Source organism: Streptomyces sp. NPDC058683 (assembly GCF_042716195.1).
In the GTDB taxonomy this organism is placed as follows: Bacteria; Actinomycetota; Actinomycetes; order Streptomycetales; family Streptomycetaceae; genus Streptomyces.
This window is the reverse complement of record NZ_JBHXSK010000040.1, coordinates 66,907-83,817: the sequence shown is the minus strand read 5'-3', so window position 1 is coordinate 83,817 and position 16,911 is coordinate 66,907. Positions and strand designations below refer to the sequence as shown.

The following is a 16,911-nucleotide window of genomic DNA, read 5'->3' as shown; positions in this document are numbered from 1 at the left end:
GCGGCTTCGCCGCGTGGGCGCGCTCAGCCTCCACCGGGCGGCCGGTCGAAGAGCCTCCGCACCACCCCGAAAACGGCCGACGGGCCCCTTCCGAGAAGGGACCCGTCAAGGCACACACGCCAACGTCAGCGCACCGGCGCACCCTGCGCCTGCTGGGGGGCGATCCCCAGCGCCGTCGTGTACTTGGCCAGCGCCAGCTTGCCGATCGCCGGATACGGTCCCAGCGGCTCGGCCGTGGCGCACCCCGCCTCCTCGGCGGCCGCTGCCAGCAGGCCCCCGTCGATCTCGGGACCGATCAGATACGGCGCCAGCGCCAGCTGCTGCGACCCCGAGCCCCGCAGCTGCTCCGCGACGGAGGAGATCGAACCCTCCTGGTCCAGCGCCGCCGCCATCACCGGCACGGCCAGGCGCGCGGCGAGCAGCATTCCGGTGATCCCGGCGGCCTGCACGGCTTCCTCGCCGCCCACAGAGGCGAGGATGATGCCGTCGGCCGCGGTCGCCACGGTGAACAGCCGGGCACGGTCGGCGCGGGCCAGACCGGCCTCCGAGAGACGCACGTGCAGCGCCTCGGCGAGCAGCGGGTGCGGGCCGAGGACGTCGGTCAGGTCGGCGGCGACCCGGCTCTCCATGACGGCCTGGCGGACCTGGCGCAGCAGCGCGCTGTCCGGGCCGGCCAGCAGCGGCACGACGACCGCGACCGGGCCGTCGGGCATCTTGACGCCCTCGGTGCCGGCGGCGACGGCCTGCTCGTAGCGGGCCGCGCGCTCCTCGGCGGCACGGGCGAGGACCGACTGGAGGGTGGGGAACTCCGCGTCGTCCCCGTCGAGGTACCCGATCCGGGCGTCCAGGCCGGGCAGCTCGGAGCGGGCGATGCTCACGACCTCCTCGGCGAGGCCACGCGTGGCCGCGCTGGGCGTACCCGGCACCGCGAGGACGAGCGCGGGCGCGTCCTCGGGAGCCACCAGCGGCTCGGGTCGGCGGTGCCGCCCGGGCTGGCGAGGTCGCGGCATTCGTACTGGCAGGCCGGACGCGGGCCCAGTGGGGGAGCTCATGGCGACGCATGTTACTGGCTTATTGGGCTCCCCTGTTCGGGGAGGGTGCAGGTGAGCGGTATCCGTCCGGTTTTGTCTGATGAGTTACGCATGATTCGGAGGTGATCCCATCACCTGTCGGATACTTCGTGTCCCATTGGGATCAATCGCCTTTTGTATGTACTACGGAGAGCAATTTTTTATCACCCGGCAGAGTGAGCCGACCGGTGATCAGGTCACTCGCGACGCGTACCGCTCCGTGCAGCGGATCGCCCTCCGCCGGAACCTGCCGGGCCCGCGGCAGCAGAGCGGACAACTCCTCGGCCAGCGGTACCAGAAGCGGGTCGCCCAGCTTGGACAGGCCGCCGGTGAGGGCGATTCGGGGCTCACCTGCCGTAGGGCAGACGGCGACGGCCGACTCGGCCATGTGCCGGGCCGCCGCGCGCAGGATCCCGGCCGCGACCGGGTCGTGTGCGGCGCGGTCCGCGACCTGCGGGGCGAAGGAGGCCAGTACGGCGGGCCGGTCGGCGCGCGGGTAGAGCTGACCGGGCAGCCCGGCCGGCGGCCCGAAGCGTTCCTCGGCGCACGCCAGCAGCGCGGCCGAGCCGCCGTCGCGCCCGTCGTAGGCGCGCAGTGCCGCCTCCAGGCCCGCCCGGCCGATCCAGGCGCCACCGCCGCAGTCGCCCAGCAGATGCCCCCAGCCGTCCGCCCGCCGCCACCCGGTCAGGTCGGTGCCGATCGCGATCAGTCCCGTACCGGCGGCGATCACCGCGCCCGGGCGCGGGCCCAGGGCGCCGACGTACGCCGTCACGGCGTCGGCGGCCAGGGCGACCGTCCGCACACCGAGCTCGCGGGCCAGCGCGTCCGGCAGTTCGGCCCGCAGGGCGTCGCCGAGGCTGGCCAGCCCGGTGGCGCCGACGACGACCGTCGTCACCCCGTCCAGCCCGTATGCGCCGATCAACGCCCGTGCCATGGGCAGGAGTTGCTCCAGCAGATGCCCGGGGTCGATGCCCCGCGCCCCCGTACGCACCGGCTCCCGGGACTCCCGCGGCACCGACGGCTCCCGCCCCGGCACGCCTACGACGGCCCGCAGCCCGGAGCCCCCGGAGTCGACGGCGAGAAACCCGGGTCCGAGGCTCCCGGAGCCCCCGGAGGCGTCGGGGCCGGCGGCGAGATCCTCCGGGCCCTGCGCCTGGCCGCCCGCTCCGCTCATCGCGGACGCCTCATGACGGACGCCGGTCCGCCGGCCTGGGTGAGGTCGCCGTCGGAGGGCTGGGGCAGGCCCAGGCCGGTGTTCGGCTCCCGGAGGATGTCGGGTACGGGAGTCTCGGGTTCCGGGTATCGGCGGCGGGGGGCCGGTAAGGCGCGCCGACCACGGCGGAGTGGCTCGATCGCTGGACGCAACGGGCTCCCCTCCTCCCCGGTGACCGACGGCACGATCCGCTGGACCGGCTCGATGACCTCGATGAGGAGGAAGAGTAGCGCCGAGGGCGGCATCCGTGCGTGGAGGCTTCCCTGGCTGTGCGGAACCCCGGTGTGTGCCAGTAGGGTGACGCGCTGTGGCACCACGACCCTTGCATGAACTTGTTGAAGCAGGCTGGGCGAAGGCTCTTGAACCTGCGGCCGAACGTATCGCCGCGATGGGGAACTTCCTGCGGGCCGAGATAGCGGCCGGCCGGACCTACCTTCCGTCCGGAGCGAATGTCCTGCGGGCCTTCCAGCAGCCCTTCGACGACGTTCGTGTCCTGATCGTCGGTCAGGATCCCTACCCCACGCCGGGAATGGCCATCGGGCTGAGTTTCGCGGTCTCGCCCGAGGTACGTTCCCTGCCGGGCAGCCTGGAGAACATCTTCCGGGAGCTGAACACCGACCTGGAGCTGCCCAGGCCGTCCAACGGCGACCTCACCCCTTGGACCCAGCAAGGAGTGCTCCTGCTGAACAGGGCACTCACCACCGCTCCGCGCAGTCCGGCGGCGCACCGGGGCAAGGGCTGGGAGGAGGTCACCGAGCAGGCCATCCGGGCGCTGGCGGCGCGTGGCAAGCCGCTGGTGTCCATCCTCTGGGGACGTGACGCCCGTAATCTGCGGCCGTTGCTCGGGGACCTGCCGGCGATCGAGTCCGCTCATCCCTCGCCGATGTCGGCGGACCGTGGGTTCTTCGGCTCGCGCCCGTTCAGCCGGGCCAACGACCTGCTGGTACGGCAAGGGGGCCAGCCCGTGGACTGGCGTCTGCCGTGATCCGCGACGGGTGCGTCGCCCGTCGGCGAGCCGGAGACGTCAGGCCGTGAACTGATAGGCCGGGTAGGTCAGATATCCGGCGTCACCTCCCTGGTAGTACGTGGTCTCGTCGACGGGAGCGATCGGGACACCGGTGCGCAGGCGCTCGACCAGGTCGGGGTTGGCGATGAAGCCGCGGCCGAGGCTGATGAGTTCGGCGCCCAGCCCGAGCCAGTGGTCGGCGTCGGCCCGGCCGGCTTGCTTGGGACCCATGGGAAGCACCGGGTTCATGACGAGCGTGCCCGGCCAGGTACGGCGCAGGCCGACGAGTACGTCTTCGGGGGCGGTGGCCGTCAGGTGGACGTAGGCCACGTCGAGGCGGGCCAGCTCGGTCAGGAGCGCGGTGTAGAGCTCGGGGACATCGGCTTCCGCCACGCCCCAGAAGGTTCCGCCCGGGGAGAGACGGATGCCGGTCCTGGCCCCGCCGACCGCCTCGACGGTGGCGGCCACCGCCTCGACGGCGAACCGGACCCGGTTGGTCACCGAGCCGCCGTAGCGGTCCGTGCGGAGGTTGGCGTTGGAGGAGAGGAACTGCGAGATCAGGTAGCCGTTGGCGCCGTGCAGTTCCACGCCGTCGAATCCGGCGTCGACGGCGTACCGGGCCGCCTCGGCGTACGACCGGGCGTGCGCGGGCACTTCGGCGGTGTCCAAGGCGCGGGGCGTCGGCGCGGGCCGGGGTCCCGTCGGGGTGAACACCTCGCCGACGGCGGGGACCGCCGAGGGACCGACCGGCCGCGTTCCGGTCGTGTCGGGGTGCGAGACCCGGCCACTGTGCATGATCTGGGCGAAGATCCGGCCGCCGTTGGCGTGTACGGCGGCGGTCACGGGACGCCACGAGGCGACGTGCGCCTCGCTGTGCAGCCCTGGCGTACCCGGATTCGACTGCCCGACCACACTCGGCTGCACCCCTTCGGTCACGATCAGCCCGGCCGTCGCCCGCTGGGCGTAGTACGTCGCCATCGACGGCGTGGCCAGTCCACCGGCGGCGGCCCGGCCCCGCGTCATCGGGGCCATCACCACCCGGTTGGGCAGCGTCGTCTCGCCGAGCCGATAGCTGTCGAAAAGGGTCGTCACGTCAGGACTCCATCGCGATCCGCCGTGCCCGGCTCTCGGGCACGGCAGTTACGCTAAAACCTCACATCGATGTCAGAGGCAAGGCCTGTGCCGCAGGTCACAGAGGGGGCGGTATGCGCATCGGGGAACTCGCGTCGCGCACGGGAGTCAGCGTCAGATCCCTGCGTTACTACGAGGACCAGGGGCTGCTCACCAGTTCCCGCAGTGCCAGTGGGCAGCGGCACTACCGGGAGGAGGAGGTCGAGCGGGTGGCGTTCATCCAGCGGTTGTACGCCGCGGGTCTGTCCAGCCGCACCATCGCCGACCTGCTGCCGTGCGTGGACGCGCCCAGCGAGGAGAACTCCGATGCCGCGCTGGAGCGGATGGCACGGGAACGGGACCGGCTCTCCGAGCACATCACCGACCTCGTACGTACCCGGGACACACTCGACATGCTGATGAGCGTGGCCCGAAAGCACCGGGAGGGCCTGCGGCCCGCAGTGGCCGAGTGACCGAGCAGGGGGGGGGCGAAGCCCCGCCCTCGGCTGATGCCGACGGTCTTCGGGGCCGCCCCGGCCGTCGATGTCGCCCCCCTCTGCCGGTGCGCGTGCATGCCGAACTTCGCCACGCGGGCGGCCTGCTCATGGTGCCCGTGGACGGTGCAGCCGAGCAGGCCCCGAAGGCGGTGTCCGATGACGCGGCCGCCGTCAGCTGCCGCCGGCCAGCTGCTGGTCGGCCGCTGCCGGTAGGCCGGCGGCCGGCGTCCAGCGGATCTGCGTGCTGGCCAGCGTGACCACGAGCGCCGCCGCCGCGACGACCGCCAGCCCCCACACCAGACTGCTCGAGTTCGCCACGAACCCGATGAGCGGCGGCCCGGCCAGCAGGCCCGTCGTGCCTGTCGCGGCGACCAGGGCCAGCGCCTCCGAGCCCTGTTTCGCCGCGGCCACATAGACGCACGGGGTCACGGCCGCACAGCCCAGCCCGACGCAGGCGAACCCGATGAGGGCCGCCGTCACGCCCCCGCTCACCAGCGCGAAGGCCAGCCCGGCGGCGGCCAGCGCGCTGCCCGACAGGACGACCCGCCCGTCGCCCCAGCGGGTGCGCCAGCCGTCGGCGAAGAGGCGGGCCACCACCATCATGCCCGACACCACGGCGATGCCCGCCGGCGCCAACTCCGCGGAGGCGTTGGCGACTTCCCTGAGGTAGAGGGCGGACCAGTCGTTCATGGCGCCCTCGGTCACGGTGCCGAACGCCATGGCGCAGCACATCCAGAGCGTCATGCGGGACGGCAGGCTCCAGCCGCCGCTCTTCCTCTCCTTGGCGGGCTTCTCGCCGGCGGCGGAGGCGGAGGCGGAGGCGTCGGAGTCGGAGGCGGCGGCGGAAGCGGACGCGGCGGACGCGTCTTCGTCGAGCAGGCCGGGGCGCGCCACGGCGGCCAGCAGCACGAGCAGCACGGCGGCCACACCGAAGTGCACCGCCACCGACGAGGTCACCGCGTTCATACCGGAGGCGAGGAGGGCCGCGAGCAGGGAGCCGGCGCTGAACGTCGCGTGCAGTCTGGCCATGGCGTTGCGCTCGTACCGGGTCTCCAGGGCCGCTCCCTGCGCGTTCATGGCCACGTTCAGGCAGCCCACGAACACCCCGTCGGCCACCATCACCAGCAGGGCGACGGGATAGTCCGGCGCCGCGGCCAGGGCGACGAGCAGCACGGTCAGACACAGGGCTGACAGCAGCGCCAGCCGCGCCGAACCCAGCCTCCTCGTGAGCACCGGCACCAGCGGGAACGACGCCACGGCACCGATGCCCGCGGCCATCAGCAGCACCCCCACCTCGGCCGCGGTCAGACCGAGGTCCGCCTTGAGGGCGGGAATCCGCGAGGCCCAGGTCGCGTACTGGAATCCGAGCGAACAGAACAGCGCGGCGATGGCCAACTGGGCGCGGTGGAAGGGATCATGGACACGGAACACGCACATCAACTCGCTTGGTCGACTCGGCCGTCGCCTCGGGCATGGAGACGGGACATGTAGACGGCGTTCGCGCCGTAACCGCCCGGGGAGATCCCCGGGTACGGGGTGAATCCGTGCGCCGACCAGAACGGCTCGCTGTGGCCGACGGCGATCAGCGAGATCCGCTCGAACCCGCGCGAACGGGCGGTCAGGGTCAGGTGGTCCAGGAGTCGCCGGCCCAGTCCCCTGCCGCGCAGACGCTCCGTGACCACGATGTCGTGCAGGTGCAGATTGCGCGGGGAGCGCGCGAGGAGCGCGGGCGCCTCCGTCCGTGCGAGGTCGGGATATCCGAAGGACGGATACGGCAGTGCCAGCAGGTATCCGGCCGGCCGTGAGCCGACGTCCAGGACGAAACAGGTGTCCGGCGAGGCGTCCGCCCGGGACCGCAGCGCCGCGCGCCCCTCCGACAGGCCGAGTGCCGTGTAGGCGCCCGACTCCAGGGCGACGATGGTGTCCCAGTCGGCGTCGGTGATGTGCCGTATGTGCACGTCGTCGCCGCTCATGGCCGTCCCCCGCCCGTGCAGACGTAGGGGAGCGGGTCGAAGCCGTTGAACCCCTGGGTCGTGTAGCTGATCGCGTAGGCGCCGCTGGACAGCACCCAGACCGGATCGCCCGACGACAGATCCGCGGGGACCTGCACGAGACCGTGCTCATGGGGGTAGGCGTCATCGCTGTCGCAGGTGGGACCCGCGACGACGGCCGGGACGGACTCGGCGTCACGATGCGTGGGGAAGACGAGCCGGTACTGCAACGCGTCCATCTCGTACAGGCCGTTGAACTTGCCGCAGCTCAGGTAGAGCCAGTACTGGGGCTCGCCGTCGGGGCGCCGCCGCTTCGACAGCCTGGCCACATGGGCCCGGATGACCCCGTGGTCGGCGACGAGGTGGCGGCCCGGCTCCATGACGAACGCGAGGTGTTCGCCGTGGACTTCCCTGAGGTGGCGCATGCCCTCGCGGATCACCGCGAAGATCTTGTCCATCGGCGGGTCCAGCGGCGTGCCGTACCGGTCGAGGTATCCGAGGGCCGGCAGACCGCCGCCGAGGTTGACATGGTCCAGCAGGATCCCGCGCCGGCCCAGGGCGCTCAGGACGTCCGCGAGGCTCTCGACGGCACTGTGCCAGGCGTCGGCCGTCATCTGCTGGGAGCCGACGTGCACGGACAGCCCGGAGGGGGTCAGCCCCTTCTCCCGCGCCGCCGTGAGGATCCGCACCGCGTCCGCGGGCGCGCAGCCGAACTTGTCGCTGAGCCCCCACAGCGCCCCCTCGCCGCCGGTCGCGAGCCTGACGAACACCCGGGCTCCCGGAGCGTGGACCGCGATCGCCGCCATGTCCTCCAGGCTGTCGGTGGCGAAGTCCCGGACCCCGAGCCGGTGGGCGTCGGCGATGTCCCGGTCCGACTTGACGGTGTTGCCGTAGTGCATCCGGTCGACCGGCACGCCCACCCGCAGCGCCTGCTCCAGTTCGCGGGGGCTCGCCGCGTCGACTCCGGCGCCCTTCCCCGCGAGGCACCCGAGCACCTCGTCCACCGGGCAGGCCTTCATGGCGAAACGGATGTCGACGCCGGGCAGTTCACGCCGCAGCCGGTCGTAGCCGTCCTCGATTCCGGTCAGGTCGAAGACGATCCGGTCCTCGGTGGCGCCTTCCAGTACGGTGATCATGGGTGATCTCACCGCTGCTGCCCGGGCGTCGCAGGTACGGAGGTGAGCCTGGCCGCACGCACCAGCGGCTCCCACGCCTCCGTCAGCAGGGCGAAGTCCTCGATGTCGCCGCGGGCTTCGTCGAGGAGCCGTTCGCGACGCTGCCACAGGAGGTCGGCGAACTCGGCGTACCTGCCGCCCAGTTTGCGGTAGGCCGAGTCGAGGACGTCCAGCCTCCGGACGTTCTCGCCCGGGTCGAGCCGGGCGCTCTCCCGCGCCAGCCGGGCCACGGCGGACGCGCGCACCTGCCCCTGGTCGTCGAGCAGTTGCCCGCCCGCGCCGGCCATCTCGTCGTAGACGTAGTTGAAGTAGAGCATGGACAGCAGGAACTTGACGAAGCGCAGCTGGTACGCGATCAGGCCGGAGTCGGTCCTGCGTTCACCGGTGTAGAAGTTGACGATGTTCCGGTTGTGCAGGACGCCCGGCAGTGCGGCGTCGTGGACCAGGTGGATCAGGAAGTAGTCGCTGCCGATCGTGTCGGTCGCGGGCGGCAACGGCACGCGCTCGTGTACTCCGTGGAAGCTGATGTTGCACATGTCCACACGCATGGGATCGACCAGGGCCAGCGTGGAGTGATCCGTGGTGAACGCGTCCGAGCCCGCGCCTCGGAACGACTCGTCGACGAGCTGTCTCCGCTGCTCGTCGGACCAGTGGGCGGGCGCCCACAGACCGACCACGTCGTGGTAGACGGCGGGGTCGATCCGGAGTATCTCGCCGATGTCCACGGACAGTTCGCCCACGAACGAGCTGCCCACCATCGCGACCCGCTTGCTCATGTGGTCGGAGGCCAGTGCGTTCTCGGTGACTTCGGCCGCGGCGTCGGCCGCGCGCCTGCCGAGCGACAGGAGTTCGTGATGGACGGGGAAAACGTTGTCTCCGTTCACCGTCTGGTAGCGGCTGTCGGAGTCCCTGCGGTGGACGGACTCGCATCCGAGCGCCGCGGCGATGAGGAACGCGCGGTTGGTGCAGGCTCCGTAGGAGACGCCGGCCGGGAGCATCAGGTCCAGCAGCAGATCGGGCTTCATGACCGCGGCCCGGTCGATCACCCGCCGGAGAAAGTCCCGCTGCCGGTCCTCGTCGAGATGGTGGACGACGATCCGCGGATCCTCCGGGATGCGGCGCACGGCCTCGGCGTGTTCCGCACGGACCGGTGCCGCGCAGGAGTCCAGGATCAGCAGGTGCACCTCGGTGCCGAAGTGCTCGGCCGCGTAGGCCGCTTCCTCGGCGACGGCGGCGATCGTCGCGGAGCACGGTCGGTTGGTGGGCAGGGTCAGACAGATTCGGCGCATGTCTCTTCTCCGGCCGGTATCTCTCCCGCGACCGAGTCGACCGAGTCGACCGGCTCATAGGGGTCCGCCCCGCTCCAGGACGTGCGGCCCAGCAGCTTCGACCCCAGGTCGGTGAGGTCGGCCCTGCCGTACCGCAAGGACTCGTGGCGGGTGGCGTCGCCGAGGAGCGTTCCGTTCCAGTCCGGCGTACCGAGCGTGTGCCATGACTCGACCCGGGAGCGCCTGAGCGTCTCGTGGGACTCCAGCGCCGGCATCATCGAGAGGTACTGGGCCGCACGCACCGCCCCGTCGGAGGTGTTGGGCGCCACGCCGTGCGCCAGCAGGCCGTTGAAGATCAGCAGATCGCCGGCCCCGAGTTCCGGCCGGACCACGGGGAACTCCGTACGGTCGATCCTGGGCCGGATCGGGTCGCGGTCGTCGGGCTGGAACGCCTTCCACTGGTCGAACCGCTTGAACAGTTCGGGGCAGCACTGGAATCCGCCGAGTTCCGGCCGGGTGTCGGTGAGGGCGATGATCCCCTGGACCCGCTGCGGCAGCACCCCGAGGGTGGTGTCGACATCCCAGTGGAGCTCGATGTCGAACCCCTCCTGCGTGCTCGGGATCAGCGCCCGGTCGCGGTTCCTGATGTTCGGCGGGTTCAGGTTGAGCCGGTCGAGCGTGACCCACAGCTCTTCGACGTCCCACACGTCCACGAACGCGTCGTAGACGCGCTGCGCCTGGCGGCTGTCCCACAGGAGCTGGTGGTGGTAGGCCTCGACGAAGCCGTAGATGTGCAGTTCCCGGTCCAGGTCCGAGCGGTAGGCGCGGTCCTCGTACCAGGTCTCCGGACGATCGGGGTCGAGACCCTGGAACTCCCAGGCGAAGTCCAGCAGCCTACGGGCCGACGAGGCGGGGATCGCCTCCTTCACCACGACGTATCCGTAGGTCTGCCAGAAGGCGAAGTCCTCCTCGGAGAGGACTCGGAGGGGGCGGGTCTTCTGCAGGTCCCGCAGGGGTGTCTGGGCGAGATAGGTCTCGCCGTCCGGACTGAAGTAGGGGAGGTTCGACGGGGCTCGATGGAGATAACGGTCAGTCGTGGGCATGCGGTGCTCCAGACCTCGATCTCAGGTGGCGGCGACCCCGACCGGGTCACCAGATGCGCGGAGGGAGGGCGGTGGTCGTTCCCGCAGGATCACTGCACCACGTGACACACCAGCCCCGGTGCGAACTCGCGCAGCCCTAACTTGGACTAGACCAACTCGTCATGTCAAACATGGCAGTTGAGGGCGTGTTTTCGTCAAGAAGGCGGAAATCGAACCCACTTGACACGGGTGGTTAGCCTGAGCGGAGACTCATTGGTCTGTACCAACAGAAGGGCACGCTCGATGGTCTCCAGCACACACGGCAAGGACTTGCGACGACTTGCGCTCTCCGTCCTGCAGCCGGGGTTCGTGGGCACCGACGCGCCGGACTGGGTGCTGCGCGACATCGGTGACGGGCTGGCCTCGGTCGTGCTCTTCGCCCGGAACATCGTCTCGATCGACCAGGTCGCCCGGCTGACCGGTCGACTACGCGCGGAGAACCCCGAGCTGGTCATCGCGATCGACGAGGAAGCCGGCGACGTCACCCGGATCGAGTCCGCGACCGGCTCCACCCGGCCCGGCAACTTCGCCCTCGGCACCGTCGACGACACCGACCTCACCGAGGCCGTCGCCGCCGACCTGGGCCGTCAGCTGCGCGCCGCCGGCATCAGCCTCGACTACGCGCCCAGCGCCGACGTCAACTCCAACCCCGACAACCCGATCATCGGCGTCAGGTCCTTCGGCGTCGACCCGAAGGTCGTGTCCCGGCACACCGGCGCATGGATCCGGGGGCTCCAGTCGGCCGGGGTCGCCGCCTGCGCCAAGCACTTCCCCGGCCACGGCGACGTAGCCGTCGACTCCCACCACGGCCTGCCCACCTACGGTGCCGACCGCGAACAGATCGCCGCCCAGGCCCTGCCGCCGTTCCGCGCCGCCCTGGAGGCCGGCGTGCGCGCGGTGATGACCGGTCACCTGCTGGTCCCCGCCTACGACACCGACCTGCCGGCCACGCTCAGCCGGCGCATCCTGGACGGACTGCTCCGTCAGGAGCTCGGGTTCGACGGCATGGTCGTCACCGACGCCATCGAGATGGGAGCCGTCGCCGACCGCTACGGCATCGGCGGGGCCACGGTGCGAGCCGTCGCCGCCGGTGCCGACGCCGTCTGCGTCGGCGGCGAGAACGCCGAGGAGGCCACCGTCGGCCTGCTCGCCGACGCCCTGGTCGACGCCGTCGCCTCCGGGGACCTCACCGAGGCGCGGCTCGCCGAGGCGAGCGGTCGCGTGCGGGAGTTCGCGGCCTGGTCGGCGGGCCTGAGCCCGGTCGGCCCCGCCGACACGAACGGCAGCCGCATCGGCTTCGCGGCCGCCCGCCGGGCCATCCGGCTGACCGGCGCCGTGCAGGACACGGTCCCCCTGTCCGCCGCACCGCACGTGGTGGAGCTGGTGCCCACCACCAACCTGGCCATCGGAAAGGAGACCCCCTGGGGCGTGGCCGCCCCGCTGGTCGAGCGGCTGCCCGGAACGACGTCCGTCCGGGTGCGCCACGAGGACCTGCGGTCACATGCCGCCACCCTGGAGACGCATGCCCTGACACCCGCCGCGGGACGCCCCCTGGTCGTGGTCGTCAGGGACGCCTCCCGGCACGGGTGGATGGCGCGCGCCCTCGCCGAGATCGTCGCCGCTCGTCCCGACGCGATCGTCGTGGAGATGGGCCTGCCGGGCGCCCCTGTCCCCGCGGCCGCCCAGATCTTCACCCACGGTGCCACCGCCGCCTCCGGAGTGGCCGCCGCGGAAGTCCTGGCCGGGGTCCGCTAACGCCCGGGGCGATCCAACGTCCTTACCCGCACGCGACGTTGACGCACCCGCGGCTCTTTCCTACCTTCTGGGAGCGCTCTCACATCCATCGCCAGAGCAGGCAGGTCCCATGAACCCCCTACAGAGGCCAAGAAGTCGCCGCCTTCACCGAGTCGCGGCCGCACTCGCCCCGGCGCTGCTCGCCGTCCTCGTCCCCCTCGCACCCCCGGCGTCCGCCGCCGGCACCATCTGCAACACGTACTGCGACAGCCGTGACCCCGCCCTCTCCCCGGGCGACCGCACACCGGTCACGGCGAGCATCTACGCACGGTCCGTCGTCCTGCACTTCGACGACGCCGACGCCATGGGCTGGGCGTCCATCGACAACGGCAACCCGGGCGACGAGGTGTGGCTCGACCGCTCCTTCGACGGCGGCCGCACCTGGAGCTCGGGCAGCAAGCTCGGGGACACCAGCGTGCCCGCCGGCCAGCGGGGCTGGCGCACGCTCATGTACAACGTCGACGACTGGAACAACCTCGGCGTCGGCGCCCTGCGCGCCTGCGGCAAGGCCGGGGACCGCGCCGAGATCGCGTGCACCCCCTGGGCCCGCACCACCTGGAACGCGGGCGAGCCGCGCACCGCGGCGGCCACCGGCCTGATGACCTTCTACGACTACGGAACCGGCCTGTTCGACACCACCGGCTGGTGGAACTCCGCGAACGCCCTGACCGCGGTCATCGACAACATCCGCGTGACGGGCATGGGCAGTTACCGGTATGCCGTCGCCCGCACCTACGACCTGAACATCAACGCGCAGGGCGGGCAGTTCCGCAACGACTACATCGACGACACCGGCTGGTGGGGCCTCGCCTGGGTGGCCGCGTACGACCTGACCGGCGACAGCCGCTATCTGAACACGGCCCGCGCGGACGCCGACCACATGGCCGCCTACTGGGACGGCACCTGCGGCGGCGGAGTGTGGTGGAGCACGGCGAAGACCTACAAGAACGCGATCGCCAACTCCCTGTACATCCAGCTCAACGCCGCCCTGCACAACCGCGTCCCGGGCGACACGACGTACCTCGGCCGGGCCCGGGCCGGCTGGAGCTGGTTCCAGGGCAGCGGCATGATCAACGGCTCGCACCTGGTCAACGATGGCATCGACCTGTCCACCTGCGGCAACAACGGCCAGGCCGTCTGGTCGTACAACCAGGGCGTCCTCCTCGGTGCCCTGGCCGAGCTGTACCGGGCCACGGGCGACGGCGGACTGCTCACCAGCGCACGGCAGATCGCCGCCGCCGCCACCACGACCTCTCTGCTGCACACTTCGGACGGCATCCTGCGCGATCCGTGCGAGAGCGGCGACTGCGGAGGCGACGGCCCGTCCTTCAAGGGCGCCCATGTGCGCGGCCTCGCCAAGCTCAACTCCGTGCTCCCGGACCACCCGTACACCGCCTACCTCGAACGCCAGGCGGACCGCGCCCACGGGAGTGACCGCAACGCCCTCGACCAGTACGGGCTGCGCTGGTACGGCCCGCTCGACCAGGTGGACGCCGCCCGTCAGCAGAGCGCCCTCGACCTGCTCGACGCCGCGTCATGACCGGCCGACAACGTTATCCGGATCCGGTCGGCACGCCCTGGACCACCTGACCGACCCGCCCGGGCAGCGGCGGCCACGTCTTGTCTGCACGTGGCCACCGCCTGCCCGGCGACCGGCCGGGTCGTCCTGCCGCTGGCCTCCACGACGTCTTCGGCGCAAGCGACCCTGGGATATCGGCCAGTCCGCACCCACCACCGACAGCGGCCGGACCGTGCGTGTTCGCAGGTCAGAGCCGTCGTGCCGGTTCGGTCGAACAGGGCGACGGGACTCGTTCCGGAAGACGCCTGCGCGAGCGGGGTCAGTCGTGCGACCGTCGACTCGGAGGTTCGCCGTGAGCAACGGGGCGGCCTCTCCCGTATGGGAGGGCGGTCCGGGCTGTCCGTGCGCGCGTGAGGAGGATGCCTTTGAAGGCGTTCCGTGGTCCGAAGGTCTGGTTGTGGCGCTGGCGGCGCAACCCGCTGAAGCGTCGCGCCGACACACTGGAGGCCTGGGTGCTGCTCGGCGCCTGGCTGTTCACCCTGCTGGCCGGGGTGCTCGGCGGGCTCGCGGCGGCCCGGGCGGTCGAGGACGGCCTGGCCCGCGAGCGTGCCGAATGGCACCCGGTCGTGGCCCATGTCATGGACAAGGCCCCAGGAGGGTCCGGTCCGAAGTCCGAGTCCTCCGGCAGCGAACGGGTCTGGGCGAGGGTGGGCTGGACCGTCGCCGACGGCTCCGCGCACACCGGCCAGGCCCGGGTCGCGGCCGGCAGCAAGGTCGGCACTCCGGTCACCGTCTGGACGGACCCTCAGGGGCATCTCGTCACCCGTCCCCCGACCGCGTCCGAGGCTCATCTCCGCTCCGCGCTGATCGGCGGTCTGGTCGGGCTGAGCACCGCCGCCGTCCCCTTCATCGCCGGGCTCGTGGTACGCGGCCGGCTGGAGCGGCGGCGGATGGACCGCTGGGACGCGGAGTGGTCGCGGCTCGGGCCGCAGTGGGGCCGGACGACCGGCTAGGCCCTCGCCCGCCCCCTGGGGGTTCCCGACGTCACTGACTCGCCAGCGCCCTCCGGCAGTTGGCGAGCAGCCGCTCGTCCTGGGCGATGTCGTGGCTGCCGTACCCGCCCGGCCGTGCCGTGTGCCGTCGGGCGGTGGCGAGTTCGGCCGTCAGCAGGTCGCGCAGCGGCGCGCCCGCCGGGCCCATCGCGGCCAGGCACTCGGCGATCGCGCCGCGGGCGTACGGATTCTCCGACCAGGCGGCCCGCAGCACCGGCAGCACGGGATCCGGATCCCCGTCGATCCGCCACCACGCCCGCGCCGCCGCGGTCCGTTCCCACACCCGGCCGGATCCGGCCAGGGCGCACAGCCCGGGCAGTGCGTCCCGGGCGGTGGCCCCGAGCCGCCCCAGCTGCTCGGCCGCCGTCCGGGCACTGCGGCTGCGGCCGTGCGTCAACTCCCGCAGCAGTGTGGGGAGTACGGCATCCGCGTCGCCCTCCGCCGACCACAGGGCCCCCGCCGCCAGGGCCGCGTGCCGGGTGTCGAGGAGCCCGCGCAGGACCGGCGCCGCCGCCCGGGCCGCCGTACCCAGGGCGTCGAGCGCCCGCACCGCCTGCCCGACGAGGGCCTCCCGCGCCCCGAGCCCGTCCGGTGCACCGCGCAGCAGCCGTAGCACCTCCGGTACCGCCGCCGGGTCCTTCAGGGCGGTGAGCGCCGCCAGCAGCGGAGCGGCCAGCTCGGCGGCCTCGGGGGAGTCCAGCGGGACCTGGCCGAGCCGGTGCCGCAGCGCGGGGGCGAGCGGAGCCGCCGCCGGGGCCAGATGGACCACCTCGAAGCCCAGGCCGGCGGGCACCACCGGGCCCGCCAGCAACTGCCCCAGGACCGGGACCGCGCGCCGGTCACCGCTTCTGGCCAGCGCCTTGAGCGGGCCGCCCAGCGAGGGTCTGCCGCGCTCCCAGGTGTGCACCCACAGGTCGGGCCGCGCGGTCACCAGCGCGTGCAGCTCGTCGGCGGCGGGTGCGGCCAGCCCGAACAGCTCCGCGAGTACCGAGACGGCCGCGTCGCGCAACTGGTCCTCCAGCCGCTCCAGTTGGGCGCCGATCAGCGAGACGGGCACGCTGAAGTCCGCCCGCCACTCCCGGAACAGCCCGGCCGACATCCGTACCGCGTTGCACCGGTCCATCGCGTCCGGACTGCGCAACTGGCCCACGAGCAGGGCGATCCGGTCGGCCACCCGGTCGTCCAGCGCCCGGTGGAGGGTGCGCAGCAGATACGAGCCCTCCTCGTCCGACGGCCGCAGCCGCCGTATCCGGCCGACGAGCGTGTCCGGGTCCACCCGGTCGGGACCCGTGGCGCGCCGCTCGGACCGCTCCCGGAGCAACCGGACCGCCGTCGGCACCAGATCGGCGGGCAGCCGCTCCGGCGCGCCGAGGGCCAGCTGGCCGAGCGCGGCGAGCCGCATCCCCGGGGAATACGGCGGCCCGCTCTGCGCGGCCAGCAGCTCCACCGCCCCGGCCGCGTCGGCGGGATGGCGCCGTACGAACAGGCCGAGGGCCGCGGCCAGGGTCGGCAGCACCTGCTCGTCGCGCTCCACCGTGATCCGCCGGCGCAGCAGCTCCAGCACCCGCGCGGGTTCGTCGAGGAAGCGCACCAGCGCCCCCGTGGCCGCCCGCCGCACCCCGGGACACGGGTCGTCGGCCAGCGACACGAAGGCCTCGGCGCCCGCGCGCACCGCGGCCTGGGCCGGCGGACCGGCGCTCTCCGCCCCGATGCTGACCAGCAGTTCGACTATGGCGCCCCGGTCCGGCACCTCCGCGCGGGAAGCGAGCGCGAAGAGGAACGGGACGCAGGCGAGCGTCGAGTCGTACACGTTTCCCTGGTGGTGCACCGAGCCGTACATCCCGTCGAGCGCGACCTCCCGTTCGGCCGCGTCCGGCGAGGCCAGTCCGCGCAGCAGACCGGGCACGTCCTCGGCGCTGCCGTACGCGTGCCGCAGCGAGGCCCAGTCGACCTCGTCGATCCCCGTGAACACGTTGTCCTCCCCAGGCGAGTACCACCTGTTCAGGAGTCTGCACCACGGCACTGACAACGATGCGGAATCGGACGACGACTGTGTGCGATCCGTCGACGGTCA

The 16,911-nt window shown here is 72.3% G+C and carries 14 protein-coding genes; 5 read left to right on the top strand and 9 right to left on the bottom strand.

The window, feature by feature from the left end:
* Positions 1-125: 125 nt before the first annotated feature.
* Both ACFWXC_RS36270 and ACFWXC_RS36265 read right to left on the bottom strand, forming a co-directional pair.
* The gene (locus tag ACFWXC_RS36270; protein WP_384485511.1) at positions 126-1,052 is read right to left on the bottom strand and encodes a sirohydrochlorin chelatase; all 927 of its coding nucleotides are present in this window, start codon (positions 1,050-1,052) and stop codon (positions 126-128) included.
* Between the two features lie 142 nt (positions 1,053-1,194).
* Positions 1,195-2,244, bottom strand: coding sequence for an N-acetylglucosamine kinase (locus ACFWXC_RS36265; protein WP_384485509.1), 1,050 nt, complete (start codon positions 2,242-2,244; stop codon positions 1,195-1,197).
* Positions 2,245-2,590: 346 nt separating this feature from the next.
* Here ACFWXC_RS36265 and ACFWXC_RS36260 point away from each other — a divergent pair, with 346 nt between their 5' ends.
* Complete coding sequence (locus tag ACFWXC_RS36260) at positions 2,591-3,268, top strand: uracil-DNA glycosylase (protein WP_384485507.1); 678 nt, start codon at positions 2,591-2,593, stop codon at positions 3,266-3,268.
* Positions 3,269-3,307: 39 nt separating this feature from the next.
* Here the strand turns inward: ACFWXC_RS36260 and ACFWXC_RS36255 are convergent, their stop codons facing one another.
* A complete protein-coding gene (locus ACFWXC_RS36255) occupies positions 3,308-4,381 on the bottom strand; it encodes an alkene reductase (RefSeq protein WP_384485505.1) in 1,074 nt (357 codons plus the stop codon).
* A 113-nt stretch (positions 4,382-4,494) separates the two neighbouring features.
* On the opposite strand from ACFWXC_RS36255, the gene ACFWXC_RS36250 reads away from it, so the two are divergent.
* Complete coding sequence (locus tag ACFWXC_RS36250) at positions 4,495-4,872, top strand: MerR family transcriptional regulator (protein WP_384485503.1); 378 nt, start codon at positions 4,495-4,497, stop codon at positions 4,870-4,872.
* Between the two features lie 195 nt (positions 4,873-5,067).
* On the opposite strand, the gene ACFWXC_RS36245 is transcribed toward ACFWXC_RS36250, so the two are convergent.
* Genes ACFWXC_RS36245 through ACFWXC_RS36225 form a run of 5 tightly spaced genes read right to left on the bottom strand, consistent with a single transcriptional unit; the run spans position 5,068 to position 10,433 of the window.
* Positions 5,068-6,333 carry an MFS transporter gene (locus ACFWXC_RS36245; RefSeq protein WP_384485501.1) on the bottom strand — a complete coding sequence of 422 codons (1,266 nt, stop codon included), beginning with the start codon at positions 6,331-6,333 and terminating at the stop codon, positions 5,068-5,070.
* Entirely contained in the window at positions 6,333-6,869 is a 537-nt protein-coding gene (locus tag ACFWXC_RS36240; RefSeq protein ID WP_384485499.1) for a GNAT family N-acetyltransferase, read from the bottom strand. Before ACFWXC_RS36240 ends, ACFWXC_RS36245 begins: the two co-directional genes overlap by 1 nt.
* Complete coding sequence (locus tag ACFWXC_RS36235; protein ID WP_384485497.1) at positions 6,866-8,023, bottom strand: type III PLP-dependent enzyme; 1,158 nt, start codon at positions 8,021-8,023, stop codon at positions 6,866-6,868. Before ACFWXC_RS36235 ends, ACFWXC_RS36240 begins: the two co-directional genes overlap by 4 nt.
* 8 nt (positions 8,024-8,031) lie before the next feature.
* A complete protein-coding gene (locus ACFWXC_RS36230) occupies positions 8,032-9,351 on the bottom strand; it encodes a DUF6271 family protein (protein ID WP_384485495.1) in 1,320 nt (439 codons plus the stop codon).
* Positions 9,333-10,433, bottom strand: coding sequence for a phytanoyl-CoA dioxygenase family protein (locus ACFWXC_RS36225; RefSeq protein ID WP_384485493.1), 1,101 nt, complete (start codon positions 10,431-10,433; stop codon positions 9,333-9,335). Before ACFWXC_RS36225 ends, ACFWXC_RS36230 begins: the two co-directional genes overlap by 19 nt.
* A gap of 282 nt (positions 10,434-10,715) precedes the next feature.
* Between ACFWXC_RS36225 and ACFWXC_RS36220 the strand changes: the two genes are divergently transcribed.
* The 3 genes from ACFWXC_RS36220 (at position 10,716) to ACFWXC_RS36210 (ending at position 14,798) form a co-directional block, all read left to right on the top strand.
* Positions 10,716-12,227: a glycoside hydrolase family 3 protein gene (locus ACFWXC_RS36220; protein WP_384485491.1), complete on the top strand. Its 1,512-nt coding sequence runs from the start codon at positions 10,716-10,718 to the stop codon at positions 12,225-12,227.
* 109 nt (positions 12,228-12,336) lie between these two features.
* Complete coding sequence (locus ACFWXC_RS36215) at positions 12,337-13,806, top strand: glycoside hydrolase family 76 protein (protein ID WP_384485489.1); 1,470 nt, start codon at positions 12,337-12,339, stop codon at positions 13,804-13,806.
* 398 nt (positions 13,807-14,204) lie between these two features.
* The gene (locus ACFWXC_RS36210; RefSeq protein ID WP_384485487.1) at positions 14,205-14,798 is read left to right on the top strand and encodes a hypothetical protein; all 594 of its coding nucleotides are present in this window, start codon (positions 14,205-14,207) and stop codon (positions 14,796-14,798) included.
* 31 nt (positions 14,799-14,829) lie between these two features.
* Here the strand turns inward: ACFWXC_RS36210 and ACFWXC_RS36205 are convergent, their stop codons facing one another.
* A complete protein-coding gene (locus ACFWXC_RS36205; protein WP_384485485.1) occupies positions 14,830-16,809 on the bottom strand; it encodes a HEAT repeat domain-containing protein in 1,980 nt (659 codons plus the stop codon).
* Positions 16,810-16,911 lie beyond the last annotated feature (102 nt).

Excerpts from the sequence above, each read along its gene's own strand:
- ACFWXC_RS36230 (WP_384485495.1), bottom strand. The coding sequence starts at position 9,351 with ATGCGCCGAATCTGTCTGACCCTGCCCACCAACCGACCGTGCTCCGCG.
- ACFWXC_RS36245 (WP_384485501.1), bottom strand. The coding sequence starts at position 6,333 with ATGTGCGTGTTCCGTGTCCATGATCCCTTCCACCGCGCCCAGTTGGCC.
- ACFWXC_RS36210 (WP_384485487.1), top strand. The coding sequence starts at position 14,205 with ATGCCTTTGAAGGCGTTCCGTGGTCCGAAGGTCTGGTTGTGGCGCTGG.
- ACFWXC_RS36270 (WP_384485511.1), bottom strand. The coding sequence starts at position 1,052 with ATGAGCTCCCCCACTGGGCCCGCGTCCGGCCTGCCAGTACGAATGCCG.
- ACFWXC_RS36240 (WP_384485499.1), bottom strand. The coding sequence starts at position 6,869 with ATGAGCGGCGACGACGTGCACATACGGCACATCACCGACGCCGACTGG.
- ACFWXC_RS36220 (WP_384485491.1), top strand. The coding sequence starts at position 10,716 with ATGGTCTCCAGCACACACGGCAAGGACTTGCGACGACTTGCGCTCTCC.
- ACFWXC_RS36265 (WP_384485509.1), bottom strand. The coding sequence starts at position 2,244 with ATGAGCGGAGCGGGCGGCCAGGCGCAGGGCCCGGAGGATCTCGCCGCC.
- ACFWXC_RS36250 (WP_384485503.1), top strand. The coding sequence starts at position 4,495 with ATGCGCATCGGGGAACTCGCGTCGCGCACGGGAGTCAGCGTCAGATCC.
- ACFWXC_RS36215 (WP_384485489.1), top strand. The coding sequence starts at position 12,337 with ATGAACCCCCTACAGAGGCCAAGAAGTCGCCGCCTTCACCGAGTCGCG.
- ACFWXC_RS36225 (WP_384485493.1), bottom strand. The coding sequence starts at position 10,433 with ATGCCCACGACTGACCGTTATCTCCATCGAGCCCCGTCGAACCTCCCC.
- ACFWXC_RS36235 (WP_384485497.1), bottom strand. The coding sequence starts at position 8,023 with ATGATCACCGTACTGGAAGGCGCCACCGAGGACCGGATCGTCTTCGAC.